10 protein-coding genes are annotated in these 19,311 nt (G+C 70.6%); 1 reads left to right on the top strand and 9 read right to left on the bottom strand.

The genetic code is table 11. The annotated features are described in order from the left end of the window. Window positions 1-56: 56 nt before the first annotated feature. The 9 genes from E3O46_RS08390 to E3O46_RS08350 all read right to left on the bottom strand — a co-directional run bounded on the left by E3O46_RS08390 (window position 57) and on the right by E3O46_RS08350 (window position 18,649). Window positions 57-3,443: an FtsK/SpoIIIE domain-containing protein gene (locus tag E3O46_RS08390; protein ID WP_134561515.1), complete on the bottom strand. Its 3,387-nt coding sequence runs from the start codon at window positions 3,441-3,443 to the stop codon at window positions 57-59. Then, complete coding sequence (locus tag E3O46_RS08385) at window positions 3,418-4,149, bottom strand: FHA domain-containing protein (protein ID WP_134561514.1); 732 nt, start codon at window positions 4,147-4,149, stop codon at window positions 3,418-3,420. Before E3O46_RS08385 ends, E3O46_RS08390 begins: the two co-directional genes overlap by 26 nt. Continuing rightward, window positions 4,146-6,533 carry a transglutaminase domain-containing protein gene (locus tag E3O46_RS08380; RefSeq protein ID WP_134561513.1) on the bottom strand — a complete coding sequence of 796 codons (2,388 nt, stop codon included), beginning with the start codon at window positions 6,531-6,533 and terminating at the stop codon, window positions 4,146-4,148. The genes E3O46_RS08385 and E3O46_RS08380 overlap by 4 nt, the downstream gene beginning before the upstream one ends. Further along, a complete protein-coding gene (locus tag E3O46_RS08375; protein WP_134445880.1) occupies window positions 6,530-7,909 on the bottom strand; it encodes a DUF58 domain-containing protein in 1,380 nt (459 codons plus the stop codon). The genes E3O46_RS08380 and E3O46_RS08375 overlap by 4 nt, the downstream gene beginning before the upstream one ends. After that, complete coding sequence (locus tag E3O46_RS08370) at window positions 7,906-8,916, bottom strand: AAA family ATPase (protein WP_241975398.1); 1,011 nt, start codon at window positions 8,914-8,916, stop codon at window positions 7,906-7,908. Before E3O46_RS08370 ends, E3O46_RS08375 begins: the two co-directional genes overlap by 4 nt. Window positions 8,917-8,991: 75 nt before the next feature. Beyond that, window positions 8,992-14,994, bottom strand: a complete 6,003-nt coding sequence (locus E3O46_RS08365; RefSeq protein ID WP_134561512.1) for an Ig-like domain-containing protein — start codon at window positions 14,992-14,994, stop codon at window positions 8,992-8,994. After that, the gene (locus E3O46_RS08360) at window positions 14,991-16,529 is read right to left on the bottom strand and encodes a serine/threonine-protein kinase (protein ID WP_134445882.1); all 1,539 of its coding nucleotides are present in this window, start codon (window positions 16,527-16,529) and stop codon (window positions 14,991-14,993) included. Before E3O46_RS08360 ends, E3O46_RS08365 begins: the two co-directional genes overlap by 4 nt. Before the next feature lie 150 nt (window positions 16,530-16,679). Beyond that, on the bottom strand, window positions 16,680-17,570 hold the full coding sequence (locus tag E3O46_RS08355; RefSeq protein WP_322188211.1) for a PP2C family protein-serine/threonine phosphatase: 891 nt from the start codon (window positions 17,568-17,570) through the stop codon (window positions 16,680-16,682). Continuing rightward, window positions 17,567-18,649 carry an FHA domain-containing protein gene (locus E3O46_RS08350; protein WP_134561511.1) on the bottom strand — a complete coding sequence of 361 codons (1,083 nt, stop codon included), beginning with the start codon at window positions 18,647-18,649 and terminating at the stop codon, window positions 17,567-17,569. The genes E3O46_RS08355 and E3O46_RS08350 overlap by 4 nt, the downstream gene beginning before the upstream one ends. Window positions 18,650-18,826: 177 nt before the next feature. On the opposite strand from E3O46_RS08350, the gene E3O46_RS08345 reads away from it, so the two are divergent. Next, on the top strand, window positions 18,827-19,309 hold the full coding sequence (locus tag E3O46_RS08345) for an Lrp/AsnC family transcriptional regulator (RefSeq protein WP_134445884.1): 483 nt from the start codon (window positions 18,827-18,829) through the stop codon (window positions 19,307-19,309). Window positions 19,310-19,311 lie beyond the last annotated feature (2 nt).

The following is a 19,311-nucleotide window of genomic DNA, read 5'->3' as shown; positions in this document are numbered from 1 at the left end:
TGACACTCGAAATGGGCGCTTGCGCTGGTCGGGTGGCGCCCGAGGCCCGACCGGAATCACGCCGCACCGAAGGCCACCCTGCTGAGGTCGCCTTCGGGCGACAGGGACCAGAGATGGCCGCGGCCGGGTGCCAGGGGTGGCGGGAGATCCCGCCTGCGGGTCAGCATGCGGTAATCGGCGAGGGTGCAGCCGTCGAAGACGATGGGTGAATGAACCCGAAGCGCGGCCAGGAGCGACCAGTTGGCCTGCCAGGTCTCGGGATCCCCGATGAAGACGGTCGCCGCGCCATGCCGGGCCAGGACTGCCTCCGGTTTCGCGGCACCGGCACCGGCGGTCAGCTCCACAACGTCCGGGTGCGCGGCATCCGCTCGAAGGTGAGCGGCGGAGCGGGCCGGGGACCCGCTCACGTGGATGATCGATGTGCCCGCTGCGAGAGCGAGTACGGTCGCGGTCGGGCGCGCGTCAGGGCCGGGGACTGCGCGGTCCGGTCTGCCGGCGACCGGGGATGCAGCCGTGTGCGGGACAGGAGATTGTGGAGCGAGCACCTGGATGCGCCGGCCACGCCAGTGTCCGCCGCCGGGAGGGAGGGTTGGGTCGAACTGGGCCGCCTGTCCCCCTGCGGCGAGGTGTTCGGCCCGGTCGGGCAGGCGCAGCAACAGGTGTTCCTGGCACAGCGCCGCCAGGTTCTGAAGCGGCCCGGTGAGGCGTTGCGCCGTGACCACGACGCGCAGTCCGACCGGCAGTCCGTCGCGAAGCAGGCTCGCGAGGCATTCGAGCGCCGCCTGCCGGTGGTCGGGCTCCCAGCGGGCGCAGACCGAATCGAAATCGTCGAGGAACAGGAGCCTCGAGCGGGCGCGGCGGTCCGGGCCTGCACCGGCCTGAGCGGTGCGAACCCGGCCCGCGCCTCCCCGGTCGATCCAGCGGCGCGCCTCGGTGAGGGCGTCCCAGACCGCTTCGACGTCGGGATTCGGCCAACCGACCCACGAGTGCGCGGCGCGTGCCTGGGACGCGAAAACGGCGAGCACCGAGGTCTTGCCGCTGCGCGCTCCGCCGAGGACGAACATGTTGCCGTCCCCTGGACCATACCGGGCCACGCCGTACCGTTGCCGGTCCGGCTCGTCGACCAGTCCGAAGCGGAATTCCGGTTCGCCGCCCGGGGTCCTGTCCGGCGCATGGAGCTCCGAATCGGGCCTGCCGAGGTCCGGAAGCCCCTCGAGGTCGGCGAGGGCCACCACGGCGGGGAGCGGATCGAGCCACGGTCGGCGAGGGTGCCGGGGCAGCACGACTCCTCCGTCCCTGGCTGAGCCCGCGACCGCAGCCAGGGCCTCGATCTCCGCGCCCGAGGTGACGGCGACCTGGCAGGCCTCTGGGCCGCCATCCCCCAGCGCGATCAGGCAGCGACCGGGAACGGCGGCGGCGATGGCGGCCGCGGCATCCGTCCCGAGCACCGCCTGGCTGTCCGCCGCGTTGTTGACGCGCAGGGAGATCCGGAGCGTGCAGTTGGCGAGCAGCGCGTCCCGCACAACTCCGGCGGGGCGCTGCGTGCACAGCACGAGGTGCACACCGAGCGAGCGTCCCCTGGCCGCAATATCGACGAAGAGCGCGTGCAGTTCCGGAAACGACGCGAGCATGGTCGCGAACTCGTCGACGACGATCACGAGCCGCGGCAACGCGGGCCTCTCCGGCGACGCCGGCCCGCCGAGCGAACGCCATTCGGCGAGATCCCTCGCACCCGCTGCGGCGAGCACCCGCTCGCGGTGACGAAGCTCCGCTGCGAGGCTCGCGAGGGCGCGCTCCGCCCGGTGCCCGTCGAGGTCGGTGACCAGCCCGACACAGTGCGGGAGAACAGCGAGCGGGCGGAACGCGGCACCGCCCTTGAAGTCGATGAGCAGGAAGGTGACCTCGTCCGGCGCGCGATCCGCGGCGATCTGGCTGACCCAGCTGACCAGCAGTTCGCTCTTGCCGCTCCCGGTGGTGCCGCCGACAACGGCGTGCGGACCCTGGCCGACGAGGTCGAGCGTGACCGGCCCGTCGGCGCCGATACCGATCGCGCACGCGAGACCGTCCCGGTCCGCCGCCACAGCGGCGAGCGGATGCCCGGTGATCGCGGCCAGCTCGGCGCGCGTCACCCGGGCGGGCAGCGAACGATGCCCACCGAGAAGACCCGCCGTTGCCGCACGCTCTCGGAGCAGCCGGGCGAAGCCGATCGCCTGTTCCCTCGTGACGAACTCCGGCCGGAAGTCCGGGCGCTGGGACGACCCCCGACGAGACCCCTGACCCGCGGAGCTCCCCGGGCTCCCGGGGATCCCCGGGTGCTCGGATTCCGCAAGGAAGAGCACCTCGGCCTTCGTTGCACTGTGAAGACGCACGACCGTCGCGTAACCGGGCGGCACGTCGACGAGGTCCGTGGCCAGCAGCAGCCACGGCACCCGCCGGTGTCCCTGTCGCGGTTCGACGGTGGGAGCGTGGTTGCCTGCGACCGGCATGTCGGTGAACCGAAGCAGCACGACCTTCCGGGCTGCCTCCCCGGGGCCTCTGCGGTCCGCGGGCCCAACGGTCTCCGCGGGACCCGCGTCTGCCACGCCGCCCGCCCGGGTCGTGTGCGGCAGGGCCCCTGTCCACGCCCAGTCGTCGTCCGGTTGATCCGAAACGACCGGTTCCAGGGCAAAACGGTCGGGTGCCAGGGCGAATGCGAGCTGCACGAGCAGCGCCCGGGCGAACGCGCGCACGAGGGCGGTGGGCCCGACGAGCGCGACGCCGCCAGAGGCATCCGCTGTGACGGGTGCGTCCAGGAGCGTGGCGGCCCAGGCTCGCAGCTCCCGCTCCGAGCCGGTTCCCTCGAGACGGATACCGCTCGCCGTGCTACCCGATCCCAGCACCACGGGTACTGCGCCCCCGGCCCGGGATCTCCAGCGGGATGCCCGGTCCGGCGTCTCGAGGAGCTGCGCCGCCGACGGGGTCTCCTGCCAGCGCCGCAGCCGCAGCTCGGTGTGGCGCTCGGTGACCGCGTTCCGCAGCTCGGCGAGAGCCGCGGAGTGCGCGGCGGCATCGCGGCGGCGGGTGCGGCGTGCGGCTCGGCGCCCGTCGACCACGCTCGCCACGGCGATCACCGGGCCGAGCACGGCGAACACCAGCACGAACGCTGAACCGGTCACGAGCCAGATCACGCCGGCCGCCACGAGGGGTGCCAGCGAGGCGATCAGGGGAAACGCGGCGGGAACGGGTTCCGTCGGGGACGCGGGCAGCGACAGCGTTTCGTCGGAGAGGAAGAAGTCGGTCACCCGGGTAGCAGAGCACCGGAACGAGATCAGGACAGGCGGCCGACCGCATCCGTGCACCGGGGACCGGATGGCCCGGGTGGTGAGGAGCGTCGAGGACAGGCCGGAGAGGCCGGAGAGGCCGGACTGGCCGGACGTCTCAGCTGACCTGGAAGTACTGGTCACCGATCTCGACGCGCGATCCGCGCGGCACGAGATAGCGGCGGCCGGGCTCGCACCGCACCATCGTCGCGTCGGGGCGGCGGATGATGGTGCCGTTGCCGGAGAAGCGGTCGCTGACCCAGAGCTCGCCGTCATGTTGGCCGAACTCGAGGTGGGTCTTCGACACCGACATGCCCGGATCGATGATCTGAACAAGACGGTCGAAGTGCTCGCTCGGTTGCGGCATCGGCCGGCGTCCGATCAGGCCGGTGCCGCGCACTTCGAGGTCCTCCCCTGTGCTGAACTGCAGCACGAAGGCACCGTCCGTTGTCGGGGCGCCACCGCCGGTGAGGGCGACGTGGGAACCGTGGGTGTGCGCGCCCTGTCGGGACGGACGCGTGGGGGTAACGGGGTGCAGGCGACGGCCCGGCGCGAACGGCGACGACGATTCGATCTCGGCTTCCGCTTCGGCTTCGGCTTCGGGTGCCGGCACGGCGACGGGCGGGCCGGACGCCCCAGGCTCACCGAGCACGCCGGGACCGGCCGCAGCGGTGGTCACCGGAATCGAGACAACGGTCGGGCGGGGTCGCAGCGGCTGGATGATCGTCGTGTCGTTCGGACGCGGGTCGTGACGCTTGCGGGTCTTCGGGGTCGCCTTCGTAGAACTGCCGCACTCACCGCAGAACATGGCGCCCGCGCTCAGCGGTGCCCCGCAGATCAGGCAATTCACGAAACGACTCCTTCCTTTCGCCGGTCCCGGTCGGGTGTGGAAACCCGGTGCCCGCTCGGCGTGCCCCGATTCGCAGGTGGAACGGATGCCCTTCCAGCGTAGCGAGCGAACGAGCGCAGCGAAATGAGGGCTCGGAACCGGTCCCTGCGGGTGCGTCCCGCGGCGAGCGCGGACCGCAGGTCTTCGACCATTCTCCAGATCTGGTCAGCGACGCCGTCGCTCGGCCGTCCGGGCGCGAAAACAGCCCGGTCCACCGCGACCGCCGCCGCAACAGGCGGCTCCCCGCCGACCGCCTCGGCCAGTTCGAGGCGGGTCGCGCCGACCGGCACATCGATGCCGAAGTCCGCCGCGGTGTCCGCGAATTCGCGCCAGCCGCCGCGCACCCGGTCGAGCGTTGAGCCCCTCCCGCGGCGGAGCCTGCGCCGACGGGCCTTCGCGAGGATGACGACGAGGAACGGGCCGGCGATGACGAGGGCGGCGAGCATCGTCCAACCGGTGATCGTCAGCACGGTGACGAGCAGCGCCAGCAACGGCGACAGCGGTGCCGGCGGCGTCTCCGCGGCATTCTCCGGAGCGGCGGGATCCCGCTGCTCCGTCACACTCGGGACGAGCGGCGGCACGACGGTCTGCGGTCGCGAGACGATCTGGGGCCGGTCCGGCTGCTTCTCCGGCACGTCGCGCACGGCGGGAGTGGGGTCGATCGTCACCCAGCCCTCCGTTGCCGTCTGGACCTCGATCCAGGCGGAGACGTCGGCCCCGTGCACGATCACCGGCGTTTCCGACGCGTCGGCGGCTCCGAGCGTCTGGGGGGCGAATCCCATGACGACCCTGGCCGGGAACCCCAGCCGCCGCGCCAACAGCGCGGCCGCGACGGCGTACTGTTCGGCGTCCCCGAGCATGGGCTCATCGGTGAAAAGCTGACTGATCCGGTCCAGACCGTGGCCAGACCGGCTCACCGGCTCGTCCTCACCGATGCCGTGACTCACGTAACCATTCGCCTTCAGCCCGTCCAGCATGGCCTGCAATTGCACGCCGGGCGGGTCCCCGGCGCGAACGTATCCCGCGAGCGCCCCTTCGACGGAGTCGGGTAGCGCTTCGAGGGCCGGGAGGGCGGCCGTGCCCGGCGTCAGCGTCGCGAGCGACCCGGGAACCCGTGGCACGACCGCGGTGGCCGTGTAGGTGTCGCCGGAGGCGAGTCCCCCGAGGACGGCAGCGGTCCCCGTGCCGTCGTTGTAGTAGAACGCATCGGCCCGGGCCGTCCCGGTCTCCCCGCTGAAGCGGATGCGTTCGAGTTGCCCGGTACCCGGAACCCAGACGCCCGCGTAATCGTCGATGGTCACGTCGATCGACGAGGGGTCGCCGGAGACCCCGCTCTGGTCGAGCCGGTCGGGCAGGCGGGTGAAGAAGTTCGCTGCGCCGTCGAGGGAATAGACGATTCCGTTGTAGGAATCGAGGGCCGCGAGTCGCAGCCGTCCCCCGGCCGGCAGGCCGGTCACCGACAGCATCACGGCATCGGACCGCCCGGGCTGCAGGTAACTGCGGAATTCGCTCAGCGGGCTCGGGTAATCATTCGGGTCGAAGGGCTGCTGCACGCGGGCCCGCACGACATCCCGGGGCACCTGCACAGGGAAGGCCACGGCCGCCGCGGTGCCGACCCCGATCGCGAGGGCGGCGATCAGCGCGGCCGAGAGCACCCCGCGGGCCGCGGTGAGCCGGCGACCGGCCCGCGATTCGCGGGTGCGCGCGGACTGCCGGGCACCGGAGAGGGCGAGGAGCGCCCGCCGGCGTGCCGCGCGTTGCCAGAGCAGCCAGAACAGCAGCACGACGAAGAGAGCGAGACCGGTCTCGATCGGCGCTAATCCGACGGTCGGTCCGAGGCCGATCCCGGCGACATAGAGCGCGATCGGACCGAACGCGCCGAGCTCGCCGACCCGTGCCCTGAGGGCGATCGAGAGTCCGGCGACGGTGCTCGACAGGACGAGGATGAGGGCCGGAACCAACAGGGCCTGGTACGAGCCGACCGGGAGCACGATCGTGACGAGCTCCTTCCAGCTCAGTGCGGTCGCCGCGGCGAGGTCCCCGAGCCCGGCGAGGGTCGGCAGGACGCCCCCGGTCGCCTCGCCGGGGATCGCAAGCGGCACGCCGACCAGGAAATACACCGCGATCGTGACGAGCGAGACCAGCCACGCCCGCCAGCGGAACACCGTACCGAGGATCGCGATGCCGGAACCGAGCAACGCGGTGACGACGACGAGCACCACGAATTCGCGGTTCCCGTAGACCGGCCAGAGAGTCACGGCCGCGACCATCGTCGCGAGCAGCAGCGCGGCCGTGTTCCCGACGATGAAGGCGGCGGATGCGCGGGGCTGCACTCTCCCGGTCACGCGGCAACCCCCTTGGCGAGGCTCTGCTGCAGGTCTTCGAGGAAGCCGATGGTGAGAACGCTGAGCTCGGCGACGCGCCGGAGGCTCGGCACGGACTCTGTCGCGCAGACGACGGCCACGACTTCGACCCCGCCGGGGAAATGCGTCGCCGCTGCGCGCAGCTCGGCGAGGCTCACCGTTGAGCCGTACACGAGGAAGGCGACGGAAACACCGGCGACGGCATCCGCTGCGGACTGGGCGAGCGCGCCGAGCGGCAACGCGTCCGCCGTGCGATCCACTCGGCACAGGTCGTCGAGCAGGCGGGTGATCGTCAGGGTGCTGAGCCTTTCGGCGGCGGGACGCCGCTTCGTGCCTGCCCGGTTCGGCCGGTGCTGCACCTGGTCCCGGCCGGCCGCACCCGTGCGGGCTGCGGCGGGTGCAACGGTGCTCGTGACGACGGACACCGTGCGTGCGTCGCGGATCGCCCGCACCCCGAGCGAACCGGCGACGCTCACGGCGAGTTCGAATTCCTCGTCGTCGGCGTAGTCGTCTGCGGCGAGGCTCAGTGCGACCAGAAGGTGACTGCGCCGGGACTCCTCGTACTGGCGCACCATGAGGCGGCCGGTCTTCGCGGTGCTCTTCCAGTGGATGCTGCGCCGTTCATCCCCCGGCACGTATTCGCGCAGGGCATGGAAGGACATGTCGAGGTTGGTGAGGTCACGGGTGGGGTTTCCCTCGAGGTCACGGATGAACCCTGTGCTCATGCTCGGAATCGGGAGGGTGCGCGGGTGCACGAAGAGATCGACACGTTCCGCCCAGACGAGTTCCCGGCGCACGAGGCCGACCGGGTCCGCGCGCACAGTCCGCACCGGCCCGATCGGGATGATCCCGCGCCGCACGGTCGGGACGATGAAGACGTCCTCGAAGCTTGCGCCCCTGGCGAGCCCGGGCATGGCGAACTCGGCGAGGCCGAGGCCGACGGGAACCTCGACCCCGACGCCAGGCAGCCGGCGGCCGGTCGGGTTGCGCACGATCAGTTCACCGGGAACCCGTTCCCCCACGACGACCCGGTCCACGGGAACCCTGAGCCGGATCTGGTACGCGGTCCGCCCGAACAGGAAGCCGAAGGAAGCCAGGACGAGCGCGAGTCCAGCCCAGCCGAGCACCACGAGTTCGGTCCAGCCGAGCAGGTAGCCGGTCGCGAGGGCGACGGCGGCGGATGCGAGCACGCTCCAGCCGAGGACCGTGACGACGGCAGTGGCGAGCCGCCAGGTCGTCGTCAGCAGCGCACCGGTCGCCAGGACGGCACGGACCGAGTGCACGAGCAGCACGGCGAGACGACCGTCGGCGGTGTCCTCGCCGAGGCCGTTCGGACGTGCGCCGCCCAGATCGCTCACGCGGCCTGCCGGTCTCCCGGCGGAGGCGTCTCGATCAGGATGCGCGCAACGATGCTCGAGGGTGTGACACCGTCGAACTCGGCCTCCGGATCGAGCAGGAGCCGGTGCGCGAGGACCGCCTCTGCGAGCTGCTTCACGTCGTCGGGAATGACGTAGTGCCGCCCGTTGGCCGCGGCGAGGGTCTTCGCTGTGCGGATGAGGGCAAGCGCCCCGCGCACGCTCGCGCCGAGGCGCACCTCGGTGGTCGTGCGCGTCGCGTCGACCAGGCGGGAGACGTAGTCGTTGATCGAGGGGTCGACGTGGACCGTCCTGGCGAGCGCGGCGAGTTCGACGACCGTCGCGGCAGAGACGACGGCGGGGATGACGACCGCGTGCGCACGCCGTCCGGCACCCTCGAGGATCCGGATCGTCGAGGCGTGGTCGGGATAGCCGATCGAGGCCTTCATGATGAACCGGTCGAGCTGGGCTTCTGGCAGCCGGTAGGTGCCCGCCTGCTCGATCGGGTTCTGGGTGGCGATCACCATGAACGGTTCGGCAACGGGGTGCGTCACACCGTCCGCGGTGATCTGCTCCTCCTCCATCACCTCGAGCAGCGCCGCCTGGGTCTTCGGGCTCGCGCGGTTGATCTCGTCGGCGAGCACGATGTTCGCGAACACGGGACCGCGGTGGAATTCGAAGGCGCCGTTGCGCTGGTCGTAGATGCTGACACCGGTGATGTCGCCGGGGAGCAGGTCCGGGGTGAACTGGATCCGGTTGCTGGTGCCCTGGACGCTCTGCGCGATCGCCCTGGCGAGGCTCGTCTTGCCGGTGCCAGGCACGTCTTCGAGCAGCAGGTGACCGCCGCTGAGCAGCGCGGTGAAAGCCATCCGGATGACGTGGTGCTTGCCGAGCAGCACCCGTTCGACCCCGGAGACGAGCCGTTCGAAGACCTCGGCGAATTGCGCGGCCTCCCCTGCGGTCATCGTGGCGGCGGCCGCCTGCTCGGTCGAGTTCGTCGGGGCATTCATCGGGCCGGTCCTTGGGATAGTCATCTCAGTGTCTTTCGGGTCTTCATGGGAACAGTCTCAACAGTTTCATCGATCTCATCGGTCGTAGTTGTACACCGGGTTGCCCGTGCCGAGCCCGAGGTCGACGGAAACAGCGAGGCGGGCCGTGCCTGCTGCTGCGGGAGCGGCGAGAGTGCAGCTGGTGGGGCCACCTGCCACGGGCGCCGTACCCGGGTCCGTCGGCACCGAACAGCTGTATCCGGTCGTGTATGCGCCGTTGTCCGGACCGTTCGTCCAGCCGAAGACGCCGGTTGCCGGGTCGTAGGCCAGGCCGGTCACGGCGAGGCTGACGGATGCCGCCGGTGCCGTCATCGTCGCGGACCAGGCCCCACACGTGCCCCAGGTGGCCGAGGTGTCGCACGCGCGCACCTGGTAGCTGAACGGTGCGCCGAAGACCGTCGGGGTCAGCAGCTGGCGTGGCAGGGCGGTCGCGGTGAAGGTCGCGCTCGCGCCGGGGGTCCCCGTCGCGGCGTCGACGGCCCGGACTTCATAGCCCGTGACGCCGGCGCCCGGGCTGACCGGCGTGATCTGCAGGTCGTATGCCGTGTCGTGCATCCCCATCGAGGCTCCCGGGTCGGTGACCGCGCCGGGAGTCGACTGCACCTGAACGGTGGTGACCTGGCTGTTGGTGCAGCCGGCCCTGTTGTATGCCCAGACCACGAAGGAGTACGACGCGGTGTCCGAGGTGAGTCCGGTGAAGTCGACGCTCGTGGCGCCTGCTCCGAGGTTCCTGAGCTCGGCGACGTTCGCGCCGGTGTGGGGAACGACGACGGTGCCGGGGGCCGGGGAGGTGACCGTGCACGCCTGGTTCCCCGTCGGCACCGTTCCGTTCGTGAGGCGTTGCACGAAGTATCCGCCGACGGGGTCGCCGGAACCGGAGAAGGCATCCCACGCGACGTGGACGGTGCCGGCGGCACCGGCCGATGCGGAGACCGCGCCGGCCGTCGGCGCACCGTAAGGCGTGCCCTGGGTCGAAGCGGATGTCCACGCTGAGAGGGCGGGATATGACTCGTTGCGGGCGCTCACGCTCACCGGAACGAACGCGCCGTTGGCGAGGCCGTTCACCGTGAGCGAGCACCGGGTGGCCCCGCAGCCAGGACCCGTCGCGTTCACGGCGGGCTGGGCCGTGCCGTTGACGGTGACCAGGTAGTCCGTAATCGGGGAACCCGCACCGTTCGGAACGGGTGCCCAGCTGATCGTCAAGCCGCCGTTGAGCGGCGCGGCCGCGAGATTTCCGGGCGCCGACGGCACGACATCGGACCAGACGGTGTCGGCGAGCGCGGTCGTCGCGCCGAGGCCGAGGCCGTTGCGCGCTGCGACAGAGACGCGGACAGCGTTGGCCCGCCCGTTGCCGCCGGTCGGGACCGTGCACGAGGTCGCCTGGCAGGTGGTGGTGCTGATCGCTGCGCCCGTCACGGCATTCACGAGGGTGATCTCGTAGCCGGTGACGGCGGAGTTGTTGGCGGCGCCGGGGTTGAAGGCGACCGCGAGACGGGTGTCCGAGAACCCGGTCACGGAGAGGCTCGTCACCGGGTCCGGCCGGTCCTGAACCGAGATCCGCACGGTGCCCCAGGCGTACCGGTTCGGGTCGTTCGTCGCGTCGGCGACCTCGTACTCGAGGTTCGTGTCCGCCGCAGCGGCGTTCGCTGCGACCTGCACGCTGAGTGTGCTGTTGTCGGCGCTCGGGGTGATCCTGACCCCGGCAGGGATGCCGGCACCGCCGAGTCCGCGCACGGCGACGACCCGGAGCGGGACCTGTGGGAACGGGTTGGCCGCGCCGTCGTTGGCGAGCACGTCGACGACGGTCGTCTGGCCGCGGGGGGCGATCGCGACATCCGCCGCCGGGATGGCGAGCGGCCGGGTGGACGCGACGACACTCATCTCGATGCGCCCGGCCCGACCGGGCGTACCGCCGGCCGAGACGCCGATCGTGATGGACCCGTGGCCGCCCTGCCCACCCGAGGCCGGCAGCGTCGTGGTCCTGGCGTGCAGTGTCAGCTGCTGGCCATCGAGCGAGTAGTCGAATCCGACCGGTTTCGGGTCGAGCACCGAGTACACGAGGGAGGCCTGGTCGTTCGGGTACGGGTAGGACGTCAGTTTGGACAGGTCGATGACCTTGGTCTGGTCGGGTTCGAAGTCGAGTACGGCGCCGTCGAAGGCCGGCGGCTGGTTCGCCTGCGGCGTCACCGTGATCGGGAGAACGATCGTGGCCGTGTGGCCATCCGGGTCTCCTGCGCCGGTGCCGTCCGTGACGACGAACGACACCGAGGCCGGACCGTAGTACTGGTCCGCGCTCGTGAAGGCGATGCTCGTGTCCGAGGTGGCGAGGTCTGCACCGTTGGACCGGGTGGCGTGCACGAGGCTCCGGTCGGTGAGGCGCACCTGCTTGCCGCCGACGGCGACGACGTAGTCGTTGATCGGGATGGTGAGGTTGGCGCCGCTCGCGACGGTGAGCGCGGGAACGCCCTTCCGCAGTTGCGGCAGGGCGTCGGTGTACCCCGGCACCCAGATGAACGCGAGGGCGGTGATGCTCGCGTCGTCGGGGTTCGCGACCTGGAACGGGATGATCTGGCTCGTGGCGTGCACGGTCACCCGGACGCGCTTGGCGTCTGTGACCCTCGCGGAGTCGGCCCAGGACTCGGGGACGCTCAGCGCCAGGCCGCGGGCCGGCCCGTCGGCGAAGGTCACGTTGGCGAGAACGTCGACGTCGACGGTGCCGCCCGCGAGCACGTCGGAGAGGGTCAGGTGGGTGTCCCTGGCCTCTGGCCTGGCACGCGGGGCATCCGCACGCACGACGACGGTGAGGAATGTCGAGCTGGTGCCGCCGCGCTCGTTGCTGATCTCGTAGATGAAGCCGAACCGGCCGGGTGTCGCGGGAGCCGTGACCGCGATGGTGTCCCCGGCGATCATGGCCGTGCCGTGGTCGGCCGCGAGGTCGGCAGGGGTGCCGCTCGGTTCGACGGCGCTGATCGTGAGCCGGCCGCCGTCGGGGTCCGAGTCGTTGGCGAGCACGTGAACGGAGACGGTGCTTCCCGGACGCACCACGACGTCGTCGGGGGCCGCGACAGGGTTGCGGGCGCCGTCGAGGCGCGGGCTGATCCCGATCCGCACGGTGCCGATCGCCCGAGCGCCGAGGGCGTCGACGACGGCGTAGCTGAACGTGTCGGTTCCTGCGGAGTATTCCCCGGCCTGATACCGGAACGTGTCCGTCCCGTCCGCGGTGACGGATCCCTTCTCCGGGTTGGTCTCCTGGCCGACGAGCTGGACCGAGTCGCCGTCAGGGTCGATCCCGGTGAGCGGGATCGACACTTCGACGGTGCCGCCGGAGAGCACCCGCGCGGTCACCGTCTTCGGGACGGGCGGATTGTTGGTGCTCGGGTCGGCTTCGCGCACCGAGATGCGCACCTCCGCGTTGGCATACTGGCCGTCGGGGGCGTTCACCCGGTACACCGCGGTATACGTGCCGGGGGTGGCCGGCGCGAGGTAACGCAGCACGGTTCCCGCGGCGAAGAGCAGGCCTGCGCCCGGGGACAGGCCGGAGGCGAGGACGGGGTCCAGGGTCAGCGAGTCACCGTCCGGCTGTTCGTCGTTCGCGAGGACCGGGATGTCGATGGTGTCGCCGACCCGGACGGTCGCGGTGTCCGCAACGGCGATCGGGGCCTGTTTCTGACCGAGCGCGGGGATTTCGACGACAGTGACGGTGCCCTCGGCATCGGCGAGCCCGTTGCTGATCCGGTACCCGAAACTGAGCCCGCCGTCCGGCAGCGGACGGGTCAGGGTGACCCGGAGGATCCGCTGGTCGAGGATCTCGATCCGCATGCCGCTGGACGCCGGCACGTTCATCGTCCCGGTGATCAGCAGCACTCCGTTCGCAGGGTCGAAGTCGCTCGCGAGCACGTCGACGAGGGTGGCCTGCTGGCCTCGGATGAAGGCCGTGTGGGGAACGGTGACGGGGGTGCTGTTGGCGTCGGCGGCGGGAGCGACGTCGACGCGCACCCTTCCCGTCGCGGTGAGCTGCCCGTCGGTGACCGAGTACTCGATCTCGTGGACCCCCGGGGTGCTGCTCAGGAACCGGAACGCACCGGAGGCGAAGTCGGGGGTGATCGTGGCATCCGGCTTGGCGGGGACGCTCGAAAGCCGCAGCGGCGCCGACCCGCCGCGGGCGTGGTCGAGCGGGGACACCGAGACTTCGGCCCCCGCAGTCGCGAGCACGATGAAGGAGTCAGCGACGATCGGCACGGCGCCGCTCGCGCGCACGGAGACGGTCAGCGAGCCCGTGCCGAGCAGGCGGCCGTCGGAGACGCTCAGGCCGACCCGTTTGTCATCGGCGTTCGTGCCGGCATCCGTGAACACGACGGCGCCCGCGGGGGTGAAGCTCAGCAGGTCGTGGCCCGCGGCGGACGCTGAGGCGAGGTAGACCGGGTCGCCGTCGGGGTCGATCCAGTCGCCGAGCACCTGGCTTGTCACCCGGCCGCCGGCACGCACGGTCGCGTGGGTGGTTCGCACCTGCTGGGGAGCGGAGTTCTCCCCCGGCGCCCTAAGAGTGACGGTGACGGTTGCGGATGCACTCCCGCCACGGCCGTCGTTGATCGTGTAGCCGAAGCGAAGCTGACCGGTTGCCGCCTCCGCGACGGTGAGCTGCACCTGCTGGTTGTTGCCGACGAGGTCGAGCCGGCCGTCGGTCGCGTCGATCGGTGTGACCGATTCGATCACGAGCACGTCCCCGTTCGGATCGGAGTCGTTGAGAAGCACGGGGAGGGTCACGATCCGGCCGGGCCGGGCTCCGAAGGAGTCGTCCACGGCGACGGGCGGGGCCTGCACCTTGTCGTAGACCGGAGGGGTGTCGTCGCCGTTGGTCTCGATGCGCTGGGTGTCCGGGGTCGTGTCGATCAGGTCGGCCCAGTTGTCGATCAGCTGGTTGTCACGCTGGACCGCCCACGTCGAACCGTTGTGCGCATCGTTCAGCACGAGCCCGGTGCCGTTGCGCCGGAAGGCGAGCCTGGCGTTGTCGTTGAGCCCGGTGAGGGTCGTCGTCGTGCCGGACTGCGTTCCACGGGAGCCTCCGGACGCTCCCGACGCCGAGCCGCCGGACCCGGCGTCGCCGCAGTCGCGCCAGGCCGTGCCATCCGACCAGGCGGCATAGGCGCACTGTCCGGCGGTGTCCGGGGCCGCCGCTGTGCCGTTCCGGCCGCTGACGAGCACGGTCGGGGCGCCGCCGGAGAGCGGGACGGCGACGAGCCCCTGCTCGTGGGCGATCAGCACGCGGGAGCCGGAGAGACTCGGCTGCTGCAGGGCGGGGGCGCCGCCGTCGACGATCAACCCGGACAGGTCGACGTCCCTGCCATCGAGGAACAGGTGCCGCGAGGTCGCGTTGAGGAGCGCCCAGGCGCCGTTCACGCTCGTCAGCTGATAATCGTCGCCCGGCGACCCCGCGCTGAGCGTCTGGCTCGAGGTGACCGTTCCGCTTCCGGAGGGCGCCTGGGCGAGGGCGCCCGTCGCGGGAGTGAATGAGACCAGGGTTCCGGTGTCGTCAACGCTCACGACCGAGCCGGCGCCGAGGGAGAGGGTCGGCGCGGTCGCCGTGTCGAAGCTCGCGAGCCGGCTCGTCGGGGTCTCCCAGACCTCGCCGTTCGAGGCGATCAGGGTGCGGGTTCCTGCGAGGAACACGGCGGGCGCCCGGGGCGGCAGTGCAACGCTGCGCACGATCGTTGCCGTGGCCGGGTCGAGGATGTCGAGGGAGCTGTTGCCGGTGTCGAGCACGAGGACCGTCGCTCCGGACTGGAGCACGTCGAGATTGGAACTCTCGCTCGTCACGACCGTGTTGAGTTCCATCACCGCCGTGTTCGCCCGGCCGACAGCCTGGCGGGTCTCGTTCGTGACCCAGACGGCGGCATCGCCGAGGTCAAGACGCTGGGCGGTGTACCCGCCGGACACGACAGCGGTCGTCACGACGAGGGCCAGGACGAGCGTTCCGCCGAGGGCCGTCGCCCACGCCGAGCGGTGCGCAGCGAACTGGCGGGAGACCCAGAGACGGATCACGAAGCGTCGCCGCCTCTGGTCAGGTCACCGCGCGTGCTTCCGGTCACGGACCCGCCGGCGTCGACGCACTTCTCGCCGCTCGCGCCCCCGGTGCGCCCGTCCCGGTTCACGGCGACACTTGCGCAGACCCTGGCCTGTCCGTGCGGGTCGACGCTGAACTCAGTGCCCTTCTGGATGCTGCTCTCACCGGTGCGGAGGGTGATCACGTAGCTGTCCCCCCGGGCGATGCCCGGGTCAGCCCAGCCGAACACGACCATGCCGTCCCGCAGCTCCCCGGAGACATTGCTCACGGTCGGCAGCCCTGGCGTCGCCTGGTGCGAGAGCGCCGACGCCGTCACGACGGCGAGAACGACGATGACGACGGATGCCGCAACGAGCGCCCAGACGAGCACCGAACGCCGCCAGACCCCCGGCACCGAGCCCCTGGCTGTGCCGCGGGACCTGCCCCTGGCCGTGCCCGCGCTGCCCGCAGTCCCCGCCGAACCGTCGAACCCAGAGGGGCTGCGCGCGCCGGAGGTGTCGGCGAGCGCGCCGGCCGCCGAACGGCGCCCTCGTGGCGCCTGATGCACCCGGCGGCGGCGCGGCTCCTGGTACGCATTGATCGAATTCACGGCGGAGATGCGGGTGCGGTCGTCGTCGTCGACGCCGTTCTCAGCGGCCCAGTCCTCGTCGGCGACCTCGAGCCGGGTGGGGAGGAGGCCCAGTTCGGCCTCGACGGACTGCAGCTCCCTGATGAGCTCGAGCATGCTGCCCTGGCGCGACTCCGGACGCCGGGACATCGCGCGCTGGAGGATGAGCTCGAGCCTGCCCGGGACATCCGAGCGGCCGATCGCCGGGACCCTGGCCTTGTTGATGCGGGAGATGAGCTGGGCCGAGCTGTTCTCGGCGCCGGGAATCTCGAACGGCGAATGACCGGCGAGGAAGGAGTACAGGGTGGCGCCGAGGGACCAGACCTCGGAGGCGACGGAGCCGGAGACCTCGTCGAGGAGGACTTCCGGAGCGGACCAGGGGATGGACAGCCCGACCGCTTCGACGTTTCTGGCCTCGCTCACCGTGGCCGCGATGCCGAAGTCGCCGAGAACGGCATGCCCGTAGCGGGTGACGAGGATGTTCGAGGGCTTGAGGTCCCGGTGCAGCATGCCGGCCTGGTGCGCGGCCTGGACGGCGTTCGCGATGGTGATGCCGACCTGGAGCACTTCAGGGACGCCGAGAGGCTCTGTGCGGTAGCGCTGGCTGAGCGCCGGAGAGCACTGTTCCATCACGAGGTATGGGCGTCCGTCGGCCGAGACGCCAGCCTGGAAAACGGTCAGGATCGACGGGTGCGAGCTCAGCGAGGCCATCAGGTTGGCCTCGGCCTGGAACAGCTGCCGGACCTGGTCGTTGACGACCTCGGCGAGGAGCACCTTGACCGCGACCTGTCGGCGCGGAAGGTCCTGCTGGTAGAGGAAGACGTCGGCGAAGCCTCCGGAGCCGAGCACCCGGAGGTAGGAGAACCCCGGCAGGTTCGGGGGCGTCGACGGTAATCGTCGCTGCATCGCGGCCTCCCCGTCTCGCTCTCGCCAATGGTCCCTGGACTGGTCCGTGAACGCGCATCGAACGGGTATCACGACTGGCGTCACTCAAGTTTAGGCAGTTGCCCCGCACGTGTCCGGGATGCTGCTCCCCCAACTCAGGGGGTGTCGAAATCAGTGCGTGTCGAGATGGCCGATGTCGAGCGGGCCGGTGTCGGCGTCCTGCGAGGCGGACGGGCCGCCGGTTCCCAGGTCCTCTTCACGGTCTTCGCTGTCTTCGCTGTCTTCGATATCGAGGACGTCGAGGACGATCACCGTCACGTTGTCACGACCGCCGTTCTCGAGCGCGGCCTCGACGAGCGCCTTCGCGGCGTCGTCCGGGTCCGGGTTCGAGATCAGGAAATGCCGGATGCCGTATGCGGTGAGTTCCTTGGTCAACCCGTCGGAGCAGATCAGGAGGCGCATCCCCGGGTGCACAGGCAGCACACGGTAATCGGGGATCGGCGCCTCGTGGAACCCGACGGCGCGGGTGATGATATTGCCGTGCGGATGGACATCCGCTTCGTCGCGGGTGATCCGGCCCGCGTCGACGAGTTCCTGCACGACGGAATGGTCGATGGTGATCTGTTCGAGCACACCGGAGGTGAGCAGGTAGACCCGGGAGTCGCCGATGTTGAACACGACCCACTGGGGAGCGCCGGACACGAGGGTGAGTGCGGCTCCCGTCACCGTGGTCCCGGTGCCGAGGTCGGTCACGCCGACTCCGGACGCCATGTCCGTGACCGCGAGGCCGAGCGCCGCGTTGATGGCCGCATTCTGCGGCGAGTCCCGCCCGGCAAGTTCGGCGAGCCGGTGCACGACGGCCGCGCTCGCGACGTCGCCGGCGGAATGCCCGCCCATGCCGTCCGCGACCGCGAATATGGGCGGCGCGGATATCAGGCTGTCTTCATTGACTTCGCGGCGATGCCCGGTGTCGGTGAGTGCGGCCCACGCGAGCGAGACCGTCTTCTTCACCGAGGGGAAAGCGACCTCGAATCCGCCTGAGCCTTGACCAATCTGGGTCACGGGTGGTGCCTTCCACGATGTGCTGGGAAATACGGAGCCGACTCGGTGCCGCTCGCCGGGATGATCTCGATGATGTTATCGTCCCCGATGTCTATTCTCGTACCCGGAGGCACAGTTCGGGAATCGCCGGGACGGAGCCGCTCCCTGCGCCCGTCCGCGGAGACCACGATGGTGCCGTTCCGGGAGCCCGCGTCAGTGACGACGATGACGTCCCCCACCTGCCGGATGTCGACGTGGGTCGCGGACACGAGCGAGCCGGCAGAGACGACGGCCACGAGAGTGATGCCCGGCCCGACGGGGATGCGCGGCTGTGCGGGGCGCCTGCCCAGCCGATATGGACGGTCGAGAGGGAACTCACGGCCGTCGGACAGCCGGAACCGGGCGAGTGGCGGACGGAGGGCTGCGCCGGTCGCGGTGTCCTCGGTGTCCTCGGTGTCCTCGGTGTCCTCGGTGTCCTCGGTGTCCTCGGTCTCCTCGAGCTGGCGGATCACGGTGTCACCCGCCCCGCGGATCACCGTGTCGTCCGGCCTGCGGATCACCGTGTCGTCCGCCCCGCGGATCACCGTGTCGTCCGGCCTGCGGATCACCGTGTCATTCGGCAGGCGCATCGCGGTGTCGTCCGTTTCGGCCGCCAGGCCGCCTGGCGACCAGCGCGCCGTCCGGCCGACCACTGTGCCCTGTTCGTTCCCGGTTCCGCTTCCAGCGGGTACGGCGGCGGGCGCCGCCGTGTCCGGGGAACCGATCACGACGACGGTCACTGCGGAGAAATCGGCGAGGTTCCAGGGCCGGATGCCCTGGTCGGTGAAGCGTCGTGATCCGCCGACCGAAAACACGTCGACGGCGATCTGTCCGCGCACGACGACGGTCACGGCGGACTCATCCGCTGCTGCACGGATCACGAGCGCGAAGGACTCGAGTGCATCGGAGCCACCGAGCGGCAACAGTCCGACGAGGGCCTCTGCCGAGACGCTGGCGTCTCCGGCCCTGCTCGAGAGCGCCGTGACGAGGCCACGGGGCGCGTCGGTCGGGACCGCGGCGACGAAGGAGCGGCCGGCCACGAACATCCACTCTGGGTCCATGGGACTCCCTTCGTCCTCCTAGGATCTTCACCGTATCCCGAGTACGCGGATCCGCCGTGCGGCGCGGGGAGACCCCACGCACCGGCAAAACCCTCCGAGATATGGAATCCGCAGCATTTGCCGTAAAAAGCTGCGGAATCGCTTGCCGAGGGAGGGTCTCGCTGGCATAATCGCTGGATGGTCGCAAACGGACGTACCACGCCGGGCAAGCCGGTACCCCTCGATGACGTCTCGAAGAAAATCATCGAGCAGCTGCAGGTCGACGGGCGCAGGTCGTACGCGGAGATCGGCAAGGCCGTCGGACTCAGCGAGGCCGCCGTGCGCCAGCGGGTGCAGAAGCTCACGGATGGCGGGGTCATGCAGGTCGTGGCCGTCACCGACCCGATGCAGCTCGGTTTCTTCCGCCAGGCCATGATCGGCATCCGTGCCTCGGGAGACACCCGGATACTGGCGGAACTGCTCGCCGCGATGCCGGCCGTTGACTACGTCGTGCTGACAGCAGGCTCCTTCGACATCCTCGTCGAGGTCGTCTGCGAGGACGACGATGAGCTCCTCGACCTGCTCAACTCCCAGATCCGCAACCTCGACGGGGTCAGGTCCACTGAAACATTCGTCTATCTCAAACTCCACAAACAGTTCTACAACTGGGGAACACGGTAAAA

This window comes from Cryobacterium glucosi (genome assembly GCF_004402235.1).
GTDB classification, from domain to species: domain Bacteria; phylum Actinomycetota; class Actinomycetes; order Actinomycetales; family Microbacteriaceae; genus Cryobacterium; species Cryobacterium glucosi.
The sequence above is the reverse complement of the archived record's forward strand: the minus strand, read 5'-3'. Positions and strand labels throughout refer to the sequence as shown.